Genomic DNA, 14064 nt, shown 5'->3' on the forward strand with positions numbered 1-14064 from the left:
ATGCTCGGCCTTGTGCCGAGCATCTAATCACTGCAGTTTCTTGACAGGAAAACATCTATTTTCAGTCACTTAATTGGGTCGGCGCAGATCCTCGGCACAACAAAGCCGAGGATGACGTCGCGGCTTTCGCAGTAGTTTGTCAACAGTCGGACGGCGGCTACAAGACGCCGTCACATCGTTGCAGTCCGCTCAAGCGTTGCCGAAGACGCGGCGGAAGATCGTATCCACATGCTTCGTGTGATACCCAAGATCGAACTTCTCCCGAATATCCTCCTCGGACAAGGCAGCCCTGACCTCAGCGTCAGCCAGCAGCTCTTCCAGAAAATCCTTGCCCTGTTCCCAGACTTTCATGGCGTTGCGCTGCACCAGCCGGTAGGCGTCTTCGCGGGAGGTGCCGGCCTGGGTCAGCGCCAGGAGGACGCGCTGGGAGTGGACGAGGCCGCGGAACTTGTTGAGGTTCTTCTCCATGTTTTCGGGATAGACCAGCAGCTTTTCGACGACGCCGGCCAGACGCGACAGGGCGAAATCGAGGGTGACTGTGGCGTCCGGGCCGATCATGCGTTCGACCGAGGAATGGGAGATATCGCGCTCGTGCCAGAGGGCGACGTTTTCCATGGCCGGCATGGCGTAGGAGCGGACCATGCGGGCAAGGCCGGTAAGGTTTTCGGTCAGCACCGGGTTACGCTTGTGCGGCATGGCCGAGGAGCCCTTCTGGCCGGGCGAGAAGTATTCTTCCGCCTCCAGCACTTCGGTGCGCTGCAGATGGCGGATTTCGGTCGCGAGCCGCTCGATCGACGAGGCGACAACACCGAGGGTCGCGAAATACATGGCGTGGCGGTCGCGCGGGATGACCTGGGTCGAGACCGGCTCGGCCTTCAGGCCGAGTGCTTCGGCGACATGTTCCTCGACGCGTGGATCGATATTGGCGAAGGTGCCGACGGCGCCCGAGATGGCGCAGGTCGCGACTTCCTCGCGGGCAGCGACGAGACGCTGGCGGCAGCGCTCGAATTCGGCATAGGCAAGCGCCAGCTTGACGCCGAAGGTGGTCGGCTCGGCATGGATGCCGTGCGAGCGGCCGATGGTGACCGTGTCCTTGTGTTCGAAGGCGCGGGTTTTCAGCGCTGCGAGGAGCCGGTCGAGATCGGCGATGAGGATGTCAGTGGCACGCACCAGCTGGACGTTGAAGCAGGTGTCGAGCACGTCTGATGAGGTCATGCCCTGGTGGACGAAGCGCGCATCCGGGCCGACGATTTCGGCGAGGTGAGTCAGGAAGGCGATGACGTCATGCTTGGTGACCGCCTCGATTTCGTCGATGCGGGCGACGTCGAAGGTGGCCGCACCCCCTTTTTCCCAGATCGTCCTTGCCGCCGATTTCGGGATGACGCCGAGTTCGGCCAGCGCGTCGCAGGCATGTGCCTCGATCTCGAACCAGATGCGGAACTTGGTTTCGGGAGACCAGATGGCGACCATTTCAGGCCGGGAGTAACGCGGGATCATGGGCGGCTGCCTTCACTTCGAGAGGTTTGCTTCATTGAGTTAGCGCCCCTGTAGCAAAGACCGGCGGCAATCTCAACGCATGCGTTTGGTGAGATGATAGCTGCTGACGACGAGGCAGACGAGGCCGAGCGGCAGGAAAAGGCGAAGGCCGATCACCAGAAACTGGTAGACGGCACTGATGCCGGTGAAGACGAACTGGAAGGCCCAGGCGACGCTGCCGAAGGGCGCGTGCCAGCGCGAATAGAAGATCCGGTATTCCATGGCGAAGAGGAAGGCGGTCATCAGGATCGTGGCTGCCGTCAGCGTCACGAAGAAGGCGGCGAAGCGCGCTTCCGGTGGCCTGTTATAGGCAAAAAACCGAGCGACCGGCAGGGCGAAGGGCCAGGAGAGCAGGCCGCCGAGAAAATAGAGTGCCGCCACCTCGGCGAGCCGGCTCGTCTCGAGGCCGTTGCGGAGGTAAAGGCCGAGCATGGCGGCGGCCAGCATCTGCACGCCCCAGAGCAACGCACCGGCAAAGAGATCGGAGGAGGGCGGCTTTGCCGCCCTTAGGCGATCCATCCTGGGGCGATCCATGCTCAGGGATGGACCGGGACGGCGATCCAGCGTCCGTTCCTCTCAGCATCGAAGGCGAGAACCAGCGCAATGTGAATTTGATTTCCGTCTTCCGGCTGGTAGACCACCGCGCCGCCGATCCTGAATTCGACCGAGCATGTGCGGTCGGCCGGAACAGCCGTTGCCTGCCGCGCAGCCTGACGGTTCGGGACACCTTCCTTCTCGATCATCTGTAGGCTGAAACCAAGGACACGCTTGTCGACCGTTGCGCATTCCTTCGGCGTCGGCACCGGCGTCTCGCCGAGTGAGAGCGTATAGGGCGACTTCGGTGGCCCATCGATCGCAAGTGTGGTGTAGCGAAGTGTCTTCGAGGGCGAGCCGAGCTCGGTTGGCGGGTTGAAGGCGGCAATCAGACCCGGATTTGTCAGAACGTCGTACTTATCCATCTGGCTGCGCGCCGCCGTTAAGTTCTGCCGGCGGGCCTTGGAAAGATTGGCGTCCTTATCCGTCAGTTCGGTGCGAAAGGGGGTGCCTTCGAGATATTGGCCGCCGTCGGTATTGATGAAGTAGGTTTCCGAATAGGGAGTCTTGCTGTTTTCTTTGATGCCGAATTCCTGAAATGCGAAGACCTTGCCGTCAGCGGAAAAGCCGATCGGCTGGATGCTGGCAATGTCTCCGGCCAGCGACAAGCCGGGCAGGCCGGCCAATGCGGCGGCAATCATGCCACCAAAGATCAGACGCTTCCTCATGCTCGTGCCCCTTCGGCTGCCTGACGCAATTCGGCGACGGTCTTACGATAGCTGTCGACCGTACCGCCCTTGAAAATTGCCGAGCCGGCAACGAGCACGTTGCCGCCGGCGCGCGCGATATCAGGCGCCGTTTCTACGGTGACGCCGCCGTCAACCTCGAGTTCGATCGGCCGGTCACCGATCAGAGACTTTGCCGCGGCGATCTTGGCCGTCATCGCCGGAATGAATTTCTGCCCGCCGAAACCGGGATTGACCGACATGATGAGGATGAGGTTGACGTCGTCGACCACGTTCTCGATGGCGCTCAGCGGCGTCGCCGGATTGATCGTCACGCCGACCTTCTTGCCAAGATTGCGGATGGTTTGCAGCGAGCGGTGCAGATGTGGCCCGGATTCGGCATGCACGGTGATGCGGTCGCAGCCCGCCTTGGCGAAGGCTTCGAGGTAGTCATCGGCCGGAGAGATCATCAGATGGCAGTCGAAAGTGGCATTCGTATAGGAACGCAGCGACTTGATGACATCGGGACCGAAGGAGATGTTCGGCACGAAATGCCCATCCATCACGTCAAGGTGGATCCAGTCGGCGCCGGCGGCCGTTACGTCGCGCACCTCCTCGCCGAGCCTGGCGAAATCCGCCGCGAGGATCGAAGGGGCAATGCGAATGGGCAGCGTCATCAAGTCTTACTCCCGTATGGGCGCCATCTGCGCACGGCGCCGGAATTCAGGGCTGGCGGCCGCTCATTGCGTCGGCGCAGCAGGTGGAAAAAAGCCATTGCCCCGCCATTCAAGCAGGCGGTAGGGGTTTTGCGAAAGCTCGTGCGCGCCGGTGAAGGCGACCGCGCCGATTGGTGTCTGGAACGTCGTGCCGACAAGGGTCTCCCGCAGCGGCTTGCCGGCGGCAGCGGCGGCTTCGGCCGCCTGGCCGGCAATCAGGGCCGCCGCCAGGGATGGCAGGACATAACCTTCAGGCTCGGTGCCCTTGGCGCGCAAAGCGCCGGCCGCCGGCGCGCCTTCTGGAAAAAGCGCATATTCGGGCAGGGCGACGGCACGCACCCCGGGGGCGAGAGGCTGCGGCTGATCGGCGGCGCGCATGGCGTCGCCGCCGAGGATCGACAGCGGAATGTTTTCCGCCTTGGCGTCGCGGGCCATGACGGCGACATCGTTGCGATCGCCGCCAACGAAGACCCTTGTGGCGCCGGCCCGTTTCAGGCGGCGGACGAGGGCGATCTGCTGCTCCTGTCCCGGCCGGTAGGTATCGGTGAAAACTGGCTTCAGGCCGTTCTGCTCCAGCGCATTGCGCACAGCTTCCGTCAGTTCGCGGCCATGAATGGTGCCGTCCTCGATCAGCGCGATCGGGTCGGCTGCCCAGTCCTTGAGGATCACCTCGATGATCTTTGCCGCCTCAGTGCCGTCGGCCGGTGCCAAGCGGAAGAGCGGCCAGCCGTTTTTCAGCGCATCCTCCATCAGGATGCGCGAACGTGCCGAAACGGTGATCGCGGGAATATTGGCGTCCTTCAGCTTCGGCAGTGCGCCTTCCAGCGTCTCACTGCAGAGAAAACCAACGGCAATCTGCACCTTGGCACTCACGAGCGCATCGGCGACCGCCGCGCCGCTATTGTCCTCGCAGCTCTCGTTGACGGCGACGAGCGTATTGCCTGATTGCTGGATCTCGAAACCGGCGCCGGCGGCGATCTGCGCGCCGAGCAGGCCGAGCGGCCCGCCCTGCGGGGCGACGACGCCGATCGTCACCCCGGCCGCATGACCTTGCGCCGCCGTTCCGAGCAGCGTCAGAAAGGCTGCTATGCCACGCAGGTTGATCATGAAAGGCGAAGATCCCTAGCCATCGTCCATGCCCTTTTATCCGCAAGGCCGCAATCGTCAAAGAAAAACAAGCGGAACCCAGCGCTTTTCACCGGTCCTATTGTAGAAAAGGTAACCGATGCTCGCCATATTGGCGCGATAGCAAGTCGAACTACGGTGCCGGACCTCATTTCAGTCGCGCAAAGGACACTGTAGCATTTTGAATTGCTGCATAGTTCTCCTAAATCGATCCCGATTTAAGGAACGACGCAGGCAGAAGAGCACGCGGGAGAAGCACGTGTTGAACAGGCAGCATATCGACCCCGGCCTTTATCGCGATGCCATGAGCCGTTATGCCGGTCATGTGCAGCTCGTGACGACGGCAATGGAAGGTCTGCGCCGCGGCGTCACCATCACCGCCGCCTGCTCGGTCTCGGACAACCCGGCTTCGGTGCTGATCTGCCTCAACAATACCAATCCGAAGAACGAGATCTTTTTCCGCAGCGGCATCTTCGTGCTCAACACGCTCGGCGCCCACCACCAGGCCGTCGCCGACGCTTTCTCCGGGCGCACCGCGATTGCCAATGACGAGCGCTTCGCCAGCAGCCGTTTCGACACGCTCGTCACCGGCGCCCCCGTTCTTGCCGATGCGCTCGCCGCCTTCGATTGCCGGGTGACCGACATCAAGGAAATGCTGACACACAATGTCATCTTCGGTGAGGTTGCCGCCGTCCGCTTCAGCGAGAAGCACCCGGCGCTCATCTATATGAACCGGGATTATCACACGCTGTAATGCGGCTGGCGGGTAAGGAAACAGAGAATGGATAATGCCGGGATCGAGGAAATGTTTCAGGGGATTGGCCCCGTCACGATCAAGCGGATGTTCGGAGGCAAGGGCATCTATCATCTCGGGCGCATCGTCGCCGTCGAAGTGCGCGACGAGATGCTACTGAAAGCCGATGAGACGAGCGCCCCGGAATTTGCTGCCGCCGGCGCCACGCAATGGGCCTATGAAGGCAAAAAGGGCAAGCCGGTGAAAATGCCCTACTGGTCGATTCCTGAAGAGGCTTACGACGATCCCGATCTGATGGCGAAGTGGGTGCGGCTCGCCTATGAGGCGGCGCTTCGCGCCGAAAGTTGAGCGGGTGGCAAGGCTGCGATCGCCGCCTTGGTGAAGGCTGACAGCGGTTCCGGCAAATCCGTCAAGGGAAACCAGCCGAAATCCGAAAGTTTGTCCGGCTCGGTCAATTGCGGCTCGCCATCGACGTCGCGCGCGAGATAAAGGATGGAGATCCAGTGCTGGCGGTCGGCATCGATGATCTGTTCGGTCATGCCGATGCGCTCGATCCGGCCGATCCTGAGGCCGGTTTCTTCCTCGGCCTCGCGGCGCGCAGCTTCTTCAGCCGGCTCCATGTGATCGACCTTGCCGCCGACGATGTTCCAGTAGCCGGCTTCAGGTGGCCGAATGCGCTTGTAGAGAAGGATCCTGCCTTGGCGTAGGATCACCAAACCGACGCCAAGGCCCGGGAAGTTGACGCCAGGCTTGCCCAATGGACGTTCAGACCTTGGCGCTGCCGGCGATCAGCATGAAGGCGGGGATATCGTCGCCGAAACCGACCGGAGTCGGGCCGTCGTCGTGATCACGATGACGGCGGCGGTCGCGGCTGTCGTCATTTGCCGGATAAGGCCGATTGTTGCGCGCATTGTTTTGCGGCTTCTGCTCTGCTTTGCGCTCGTTCTTCACGACTTCGGCCTTTGCTGGTGCTGCTGTGATCACTTGGACGTCATTATCCTGTATGTCGTTATCAGATTTATGACTCGCAGCACTGTGCCTGCCGCGTCCGCGCCCGCGATCCTTGTCGCCACGTTCGCGTCCGTTGCGGCGAGGACGGTCGCTATCCTTGCCTTCTTCCGCCGGTGGCAGCGAGTTCAGGTCGCCATTCAGCCATTCGACATTTTCGCCGATCAGCTTCTCGATCGCGTCGACAAACTTCGTGTCGCGCTTGGTGACGAGAGTGAAGGCGGCGCCGGATCGACCGGCGCGGCCGGTGCGGCCGATGCGGTGGACATAGTCCTCGGAGTGGATCGGCACGTCGAAATTGAAGACGTGGCTGACATCGGGAATGTCGAGACCGCGGGCGGCAACGTCGGAGGCCACCAGCAGCTGGAGGTTACCGTCACGGAAGTTCTGCAGCATCGTCGTGCGGGAACGCTGGTCCATGTCGCCATGCAACGCACCGACGGAGAAGCCGTGGCGTTCGAGCGAACGGAAGAGATCGGCGACATCCTTCTTGCGGTTGCAGAAGATGATGGCGTTCTTGAGTTCGGTCTGGGCGCGGACCAGCTCACGCAGAACCGCGCGCTTCTCGTAATCCTTGCTGTGCGAGGCGACGAAGCGCTGCGTCACGGTCTTTGCGGCCGAAGCGGGCTTTGCCACCTCGATACGCTCGGGGTTCTGCAGGAACCGGTCGGCGAGCTTCTGGATCTCCGGCGGCATGGTGGCCGAGAAGAACAGCGTCTGGCGGGTGAAGGGGATGAGCTTGGCGATGCGCTCGATGTCGGGAATGAAGCCCATGTCGAGCATGCGGTCGGCCTCGTCGATGACAAGGATTTCAACGCCGCTCATCAAGAGCTTGCCGCGCTCGAAATGGTCGAGCAGGCGGCCGGGCGTGCAGATCAGCACGTCGGCGCCGCGCTCGAGCTTGCGATCCTGGTCCTCGAACGAAACGCCGCCGATCAGAAGCGCGACATTGAGGCGGTGGTTCTTGCCGTACTTCTCGAAATTCTCGGCGACCTGAGCGGCGAGTTCGCGCGTCGGCTCGAGGATCAGCGTGCGGGGCATGCGGGCGCGGGCGCGGCCCTTTTCCAGAAGCGACAGCATCGGCAGGACAAAGGATGCCGTCTTGCCGGTGCCGGTCTGCGCGATGCCGCAAATATCGCGGCGTTCAAGCGCAAAAGGAATGGCTCCCGCCTGAATAGGCGTGGGGGTCGAATAGCCCGCATCGGCAACGGCCGATAGCACTTTTTGGCTCAAGCCAAGGTCAGCGAATGTCGTCAAAGGGAAAACTGTTTCCGTTCCGGTTCGGCCGAGCTCTGAACGAGTCGGCGGGATTGCATGCCGCAATGCAGCGCGACATAGCTCCGAATGGCCGGCAAGTCAAGAAATAGAGAGGCCGCACCCTGTGCAGAGTGAAGCTTTGGTTACCGGGCGGGTATTACTTGATATAGGTGGCGAGTTTAAGGCCCGCATTCATGAAATATACTGGATCGACCGCATGGCCGTTCTGGCGCACTTCATAATGCAGATGGGTACCGGTCGAGCGGCCGGTGCTGCCGGCAAGGCCGATGACGTCGTTGCGGTCGACCGTATCGCCGGCCGTGACCAGAACCTGGGACATGTGGCCATAACGCGTCGAGATGCCGTTGCCGTGATCGATCTCGACCATATTGCCGTAACCGCCTGTCCAGCCGGCTGATATCACCTTGCCGGGCGCTGTCGGGCGGATCTTTTCGCCCGGCGAAAAGCGGAAGTCTACGCCGGAATGCAGCGCCAGGCGGCCCAGGAAAGGATCGCGCCGGTTGCCGAAGGGGCTGGTCATTTCCTTGCCGACGGCGGGGTTGCGGAAGGGCAGGGATTCGGCGGTATTACGCACAGCTTCGAGCCGTGTCAGCGCGCCGTCGAGAGCGATCAGCGAATTGTTGAAATCATCATTGCTCTCCGGCTCGACGAACGGGCCGCCAACGGCGCTGTCATCCCAGTCCTGCTTGGTAGCGGTCTCGGGCATCGGAATCTTGAACCGGGTCAGCACGCTCTCGATGGCATTGGCGGCATTGCCGGCGTCGCTCGTCAGTTGCTCGATGCGGTTGCGCTGGTCCTGTTCGACATCCTTCAGCGACAGCGTCACCTTGGAGAAGATGCGGTCGGCGCGATCGCCGACCGTCTCTGTGGCCGGCACGTAAGCAAGAGTCGTATTGTCGGGAGTGGCGTCGGCTGGTGCGCCGCCTGCGAGCTGTTTCTCGATAGCCTCGATGCCGCTTTCGCCGAGCGAAGCGCGCTTATCCTTAATGGCCGGGGCATAGGATTGCGCAGGCGAAGACGGCGCGCTGTCCTTATCTGTGAGCCCGGAGCTTTCGGCACGATCGAGCAAGTTGTCGAGTTTGCCGTGGCGTGAGGTGAGCGCCATCTGCTGCTCCATCAGCTTGTCGACTTTGTCTTCCACTACCTGTTGGTCAAGAAGTTGACGGGAGGTGATGCGGTCGACCTGGGCGCGAAGGGCGGCGATGCGGTCCTCATAGTCGTGCTGCATGCGGGCCTGGCGCGCCATAGTGGCGCCGATCAGGTCGTCGCGCAGGACGAGATAGGAGGTCGCCAGGAGATAGCCGATGGAAAAGACGCCGAGGAAGCAGAAGGCGAGAGCGGCCATCCACGGCCGAACCGTCATGTGGCGGACCTTGTCACCGCTTGCCAGGATCAGAATATGTTCCTGCGCCCGCTTGCCGAATACCCGGTGCTGATGTCCGCCGTTCACGCAGGCTCTCCCGATTGATGCTCTACGCCTCTTTCGGAAAATTAGACACGTTTATGGTTAATGAATGCTTTCGTCGTCGTGGTTTACGTTAGAAAATCGATCAGCTCATGCATGGCTGATCGATGCCAGGGAGCGGTAGAAGGATGGCGTCAGCCCGGCTTCGGCGCGAGCGAGATCGTTGAAAGGCGGCTTCAGCGGCCCGCGGAAATTGGCGCGCACCAGCTCCTGAAAGGCCTTTGCCGGGTCGCGTTTCTCCCGCGCGCAGAGGAAGCGGAACCATTTGGCGCCAACGGCGACGTGACCTTTCTCGTCGTTGTAGATGACATCGAGCACCGCTGCGCTTTCGAGATCGCCAGTCTCACGCATCTTCGCCTGCAGCGAAGGGGTGACGTCGAGACCGCGGGCTTCCAGAATGAGCGGCACGACGGCGAGTCTCGCCGTGAGATCATTGCGCGTCGAATGAGCCGCCTGCCACAACCCGTCATGGGCGGGAAGATCGCCGTAATCGGCGCCGAGATCGTTGAGACGGGCGCGCACCATGCGGAAATGCTTTGCTTCCTCGAAGGCGACCTGCATCCAGCCGTCGAAGAAGGAATTGGGCACAGGCTCGGTCGCGAATCGTGCGACGATATCGAGCGCCAGATCGACGGCGTTGAGCTCGATATGAGCAATGGCATGGAGAAGGGCGATCCGGCCTTTCAGCGTGTGCAGCGAGCGCCTTTCCACCTGGGTCGGCGGCGTCAGTACCGGTTTCTCGGGGCGACCGGGCCTCTCCGGCAGGGCTGCGTCGAGCGGTGAGCGCAGCGACACCCGGCGGGCGAACCAACGGGTGGCGCTTTCTTGCGCAAGGGCGGTCTTGCGGTCGAGATCGGCTGAGCGGATGGCGTCGATAGCGCCGCCGCGCAGCGAGCTTATCGCGAGATCACCGGTCACGCGGCCAGGTTCCTGACGGCTTCGAGGACGGTCTCGGCATGGCCCTGCACCTTCACCTTCTGCCAGATCGTCGCGATCGTGCCGTCCTGGCGGATGAGGAAAGTCGTGCGCTCCACGCCCATGAAATTGCGGCCGTACATACTCTTTTCCTTCCAGACACCGTAGGCCTGGAGCGTCGTCTTCTCTTCGTCGGAGGCGAGCGCCACCGAAAGACGGTGCTTTTTGATGAACTTGTCATGGCAGGCTGCCGAATCGGGTGACATGCCGATAACGGCAGCACCTGCTGCTTCAAACTCCGGCGCCAGCGCTGTGAAAGCCAGCGATTCAGCCGTGCAGCCTGTCGTGTCGTCCTTGGGGTAGAAGAAGATAACGAGGGACCGACCGTGAAAATCGGAAAGCGAGACACGGCCGCCGCCGTCGCGGGGGAGGTTGAAGTCGGGGGCCAGGGCACCGATGCCGGGAACCGCCATTGGGAAAACCTTTCTTTTGCCGGGTTTATGGATGACACTCTCTGTCCCCGAATTATATATTGGACGGAAACCCGTCCAGCATGGCCGGGTTCAATTCTTCGATTTAAGGGAGAGCCCGAGGGCGCATGTCAGCCATCCGCGGCGAAAAGGTCACGTTTCGCAAGAAGGATATCGTTGCGCTGGACCGCTTGCCGTCCGCTCAGGCCGAGGATCCGATCATCGTTCATTGCCCGCCGCCGCGTTCGCCGATGCGCCGGACGGCGAAGCTGACATCAGTTTTTCTAGGACTGATTCTCATTATCCTTGCTGCCATCGTGTTCACCATCGAAGGCGGCATGTTCGACAAGCCGCTGTCTCAGCAGGCGCAGGCGGCGCTTGATGGCGTGGCGGGACCGCGTTACCGCGCCGAAGTCGGCTCCACCGTCATCCGGTTCACCTCCGACTTCCGACTGGCGCTGGAAGCGCGCAACGTCAATATGATCGACCAGAAGAGCGGCCAGCACTTGTCGACGACGGGTTCGGTGCGCCTGGGCCTCGATCCGCTGCAGCTTTTCCGCGGCCGCATCGCCGTTGCGGATATCGAAGCGGAGGATATCGCACTCGACACCGCGCTTCTGCCCTCCGGCAACCCGGTCAAGCTTGACGATCTGCGCCTCGACGCCATGCCGGCGGCGATGGAGACGATCTTCGCGCAACTCGACGTGTTCGACAGCATCGTGACGCGCGGCTCGACGAATTCGGTCCGCATCTCCGGCATCGACATCAAGCTTGCCGATACCGCGAACGGCCCGCTGTCGCTCGTCGTCGACAATCTGGTGTTTGCTCTTGGCGGGCCATCCTCGCTGCAATTGAGAGGCGAGGTGGCGCTTAACGGCGAGGTGGCGGAACTCGACGTGCTGGCCGAGAAGGAAGACGGCCAGGTGTCGAAGGTGACGGCAACGCTCAAGCATGCGAACCTGACGCCGTTTACGCTGAAGCGCAACGATCAGGGCGTGATACGGCAGGGACTTAACACTTTTGCCGATCTGACGGTGTCGGCCACCAGGGCGCGCGATGGCGTCGAGCCGGCGCTCGGAGCGACGATCGACGTCGATCCCGGTCTGATCTATGCCGACGGCGATTCGCAGGAACTGTCGGGCGGGCAAATCAATCTGGCCTATGACTTCGTCAAGCAGACAGTCGAGATCGCTAAATCGAATCTCCGGTTCGGCGCAACCACGCTCCCCCTCAACGGCGCGCTGATCGATCTCGACAAACTCGATCCTAAAGCCGGCAAGGGCTTCGGCATCGATCTGCTCGTCAGCGGCGGCACTGCCGCTCCGAGCGGCTCCGGCGAAGAGCCTGTTGCTTTCGACATCCAGGCGACCGGACGCTATATGGTCGCCGGCCGGGAATTCCTGTTCCCCAATATGACTGTCTCCAGCCCGCTCGGCGCGCTTTACGGGGCGTTGCACATCAGGCTCGGTGACAAATCGCCGGAAATCAGCTTTGCCGGCCAGTCCAGAGAGCTGCAGACGACGGCGATCAAGCAGCTCTGGCCGTTCTGGATGGCGCCCAAGGTGCGCACTTGGGTGCATGGCAATCTCTTCGGCGGCACCGTGACCGATGCCTCGATTTCAGTCTTCATTCCCTTTGGTCGGCTTGACGAGGCAGCCGGCGGTAAAGGATTGAAGCTCGACACCAATCAGATCCGCATCGGCTTCGATATTGCAGGCGCGCGGATGAACGTCGCCGGCGACATTCCGCCGGTCCGTGATACGGCGGCGCATTTCGATCTGACCGGTCCCGTTGCAACGATTTCGATCAAGAGCGGCATGTCCTATTTTCCCTCCGGCCGGTCCGTCGGCCTCGGGCAGGGAACGTTCGTCATACCGTCCGCCTACGACAAACCGCTGATGGCCGATATCGATCTTGCGGTATCGGGCGCGGCGGACGCCATAGGCGAGCTCCTCACCTATAAGCCGATCCGGGTGCTGCAGCGCGCCGGCTTTACGCCCGACGATTTCAAGGGGCATATCGACGCGAATGTGAAGGCGCATTTCGGACTACTGTCGTCACAAAACCCGCCGCCGGCCGAGTGGAAGGCCGCCATGAAGCTCGCTGACGTCGATCTTGCCAAGCCGTTTTCCGGCCGCACGATCAGCAATGTCAGCGGCATGCTGAACGGCGATCCGAAGCAGATCACGCTCGACGCCAAAGGCGAGATCGACGGCATTCCTGCCGATATCGATCTGACCGAGCCGGTCGAGGCGTCGTCTGGTGTGCAGCGGCAGCGCGTGATTACGGCGACGCTCTCCGATGAGCAGCGCAGCAAGGTGATGCCCGGGCTTTCCGATATCGTCAGGGGCAACCTGAAGATGGTGCTGACGCGGATCGACGATGACCGGCAAGACGTTCAGCTCGACCTCACCAAATCGATGCTCGACCTGCCCTGGATCGGCTGGTCGAAAGGCAGCGGCATTGCCGCCTCCGCGGAATTCGAAATGTCCGGCCCGCCCGAGAATACCGAGATCAAGAGTTTCCGGCTGAAGGGTGACGGCTTCGGCGCCAGCGGATCGCTTGTTGTCGGCAAGACCGGCCTTATCTCGGCGGATTTCGACAGCGTCAGGCTCTCCTCGCTCGACGATTTCGCTCTGTCGGTCAAACGCAGCAAGGGCAATTTCGACGTCTCCGTTTCCGGCGACAGCGCGGATGCGCGGCCGATCATCGCCCGATTAAAATCGGGCTCGGAGGGCGGCGAGGACGGCGATGGCGACAACACCGGCGTATCGGTGCGCGCCAAGCTGAAAAACGTCGTCGGCTTCAATGACGAGAAGGTCGGCAATTTCCAGGCGCAGGTATCACTGCGCGGCGACAAGCTGCAGACGCTGAATTTTTCCGGCATCACGGATAGCGGCGAGGCCGTTGTCAGCCAGATGAAGGACGGCGGTGTCATCAATATCACAAGCGGCGACGCCGGTGCGGTATCGCGTTTTGCCGATCTCTATCAGCACATACAGGGCGGCCTGCTCAACCTGGCTATCCGGCTTTCGCCGCAGGGTGGATGGGACGGCTCGCTAGATGTGCGCCGCTTTTCGATCGTCAACGAACAGCGCCTGCATTCGATCGTCTCGACACCTGTCGGAAACGAGCAGCGAAGCCTCAATGAGGCGGTCAAACGCGACATCGACACCTCTTCGCAACGCTTCCAGCGCGGCTTTGCCCGCGTCATCTCGCGCAATGGCATGGTCGGTATCGAGAACGGCGTGCTGCGCGGCGACCAGATCGGCGCGACTTTCCAGGGCGTGGTGCGCGACCGCAAGGGCAATATGGATATGACCGGCACCTTCATGCCGGCCTATGGCCTCAACCGCCTCTTTGCCGAATTGCCGCTGATCGGCGTCATCCTCGGCAATGGCAGCGACCGCGGCCTGATCGGCATCACGTTCAAGCTCACCGGCAAGTTCGACCAGCCGAACCTGCAGATCAATCCGCTATCGATCATCGCGCCTGGTGTTTTCCGGCAGATTTTCGAATTCCAGTGAGGAAAAGCGAG

General features: G+C 61.8%; 13 protein-coding genes. 3 read left to right on the forward strand and 10 right to left on the reverse strand.

The features are described from left to right. Positions 1-189 precede the first annotated feature (189 nt). The 5 genes from purB to CO660_RS14350 all read right to left on the reverse strand — a co-directional run bounded on the left by purB (position 190) and on the right by CO660_RS14350 (position 4618). A complete protein-coding gene (gene purB, locus CO660_RS14330) occupies positions 190-1497 on the reverse strand; it encodes an adenylosuccinate lyase (RefSeq protein ID WP_097599261.1) in 1308 nt (435 codons plus the stop codon). A gap of 72 nt (positions 1498-1569) precedes the next feature. Next, positions 1570-2055: a hypothetical protein gene (locus tag CO660_RS14335; RefSeq protein ID WP_097599262.1), complete on the reverse strand. Its 486-nt coding sequence runs from the start codon at positions 2053-2055 to the stop codon at positions 1570-1572. Positions 2056-2072: 17 nt separating this feature from the next. Further along, positions 2073-2798 (reverse strand): DUF2259 domain-containing protein, encoded by a 726-nt coding sequence (locus CO660_RS14340; RefSeq protein WP_097599263.1) that lies wholly within the window; start codon positions 2796-2798, stop codon positions 2073-2075. Beyond that, on the reverse strand, positions 2795-3472 hold the full coding sequence (gene rpe, locus CO660_RS14345) for a ribulose-phosphate 3-epimerase (protein WP_097599264.1): 678 nt from the start codon (positions 3470-3472) through the stop codon (positions 2795-2797). Before rpe ends, CO660_RS14340 begins: the two co-directional genes overlap by 4 nt. Positions 3473-3535: 63 nt before the next feature. After that, complete coding sequence (locus CO660_RS14350) at positions 3536-4618, reverse strand: ABC transporter substrate-binding protein (RefSeq protein ID WP_097599265.1); 1083 nt, start codon at positions 4616-4618, stop codon at positions 3536-3538. A 277-nt stretch (positions 4619-4895) separates the two neighbouring features. Here CO660_RS14350 and CO660_RS14355 point away from each other — a divergent pair, with 277 nt between their 5' ends. Together CO660_RS14355 and CO660_RS14360 are read left to right on the forward strand one after the other, a co-directional pair. Next, positions 4896-5390 carry a flavin reductase gene (locus CO660_RS14355; RefSeq protein WP_097599266.1) on the forward strand — a complete coding sequence of 165 codons (495 nt, stop codon included), beginning with the start codon at positions 4896-4898 and terminating at the stop codon, positions 5388-5390. Positions 5391-5417: 27 nt separating this feature from the next. Beyond that, positions 5418-5738 carry a TfoX/Sxy family protein gene (locus CO660_RS14360; protein WP_097599267.1) on the forward strand — a complete coding sequence of 107 codons (321 nt, stop codon included), beginning with the start codon at positions 5418-5420 and terminating at the stop codon, positions 5736-5738. Here the strand turns inward: CO660_RS14360 and CO660_RS14365 are convergent. The 5 genes from CO660_RS14365 to CO660_RS14385 form a co-directional block, all read right to left on the reverse strand. Beyond that, complete coding sequence (locus tag CO660_RS14365; protein ID WP_097599268.1) at positions 5708-6148, reverse strand: NUDIX domain-containing protein; 441 nt, start codon at positions 6146-6148, stop codon at positions 5708-5710. The two genes, CO660_RS14360 and CO660_RS14365, sit on opposite strands and share 31 nt — an antisense overlap. 7 nt (positions 6149-6155) lie before the next feature. Beyond that, the gene (locus CO660_RS14370) at positions 6156-7655 is read right to left on the reverse strand and encodes a DEAD/DEAH box helicase (RefSeq protein WP_097599269.1); all 1500 of its coding nucleotides are present in this window, start codon (positions 7653-7655) and stop codon (positions 6156-6158) included. Positions 7656-7812: 157 nt separating this feature from the next. Beyond that, positions 7813-9126, reverse strand: coding sequence for a peptidoglycan DD-metalloendopeptidase family protein (locus CO660_RS14375; RefSeq protein WP_097599270.1), 1314 nt, complete (start codon positions 9124-9126; stop codon positions 7813-7815). 105 nt (positions 9127-9231) lie between these two features. After that, positions 9232-10059: a ferritin-like domain-containing protein gene (locus CO660_RS14380; RefSeq protein WP_097599271.1), complete on the reverse strand. Its 828-nt coding sequence runs from the start codon at positions 10057-10059 to the stop codon at positions 9232-9234. After that, the gene (locus CO660_RS14385) at positions 10056-10529 is read right to left on the reverse strand and encodes a peroxiredoxin (RefSeq protein WP_097599272.1); all 474 of its coding nucleotides are present in this window, start codon (positions 10527-10529) and stop codon (positions 10056-10058) included. Before CO660_RS14385 ends, CO660_RS14380 begins: the two co-directional genes overlap by 4 nt. A 125-nt stretch (positions 10530-10654) precedes the next feature. On the opposite strand from CO660_RS14385, the gene CO660_RS14390 reads away from it, so the two are divergent. Then, positions 10655-14053, forward strand: coding sequence for an AsmA-like C-terminal domain-containing protein (locus CO660_RS14390; RefSeq protein ID WP_097599273.1), 3399 nt, complete (start codon positions 10655-10657; stop codon positions 14051-14053). Positions 14054-14064: the final 11 nt, after the last annotated feature.

This window comes from Rhizobium sp. L9 (assembly GCF_002531885.1).
GTDB lineage: Bacteria > Pseudomonadota > Alphaproteobacteria > Rhizobiales > Rhizobiaceae > Rhizobium.

What these genes read in the sequence shown, in the direction of transcription:
- CO660_RS14385 (WP_097599272.1), bottom strand. Translation starts at nt 10,529, where the DNA reads ATGGCGGTTCCCGGCATCGGTGCCCTGGCCCCCGACTTCAACCTCCCC.
- CO660_RS14360 (WP_097599267.1), top strand. Translation starts at nt 5,418, where the DNA reads ATGGATAATGCCGGGATCGAGGAAATGTTTCAGGGGATTGGCCCCGTC.
- purB (WP_097599261.1), bottom strand. Translation starts at nt 1,497, where the DNA reads ATGATCCCGCGTTACTCCCGGCCTGAAATGGTCGCCATCTGGTCTCCC.
- CO660_RS14350 (WP_097599265.1), bottom strand. Translation starts at nt 4,618, where the DNA reads ATGATCAACCTGCGTGGCATAGCAGCCTTTCTGACGCTGCTCGGAACG.
- CO660_RS14335 (WP_097599262.1), bottom strand. Translation starts at nt 2,055, where the DNA reads ATGGATCGCCTAAGGGCGGCAAAGCCGCCCTCCTCCGATCTCTTTGCC.
- CO660_RS14340 (WP_097599263.1), bottom strand. Translation starts at nt 2,798, where the DNA reads ATGAGGAAGCGTCTGATCTTTGGTGGCATGATTGCCGCCGCATTGGCC.
- rpe (WP_097599264.1), bottom strand. Translation starts at nt 3,472, where the DNA reads ATGACGCTGCCCATTCGCATTGCCCCTTCGATCCTCGCGGCGGATTTC.
- CO660_RS14390 (WP_097599273.1), top strand. Translation starts at nt 10,655, where the DNA reads ATGTCAGCCATCCGCGGCGAAAAGGTCACGTTTCGCAAGAAGGATATC.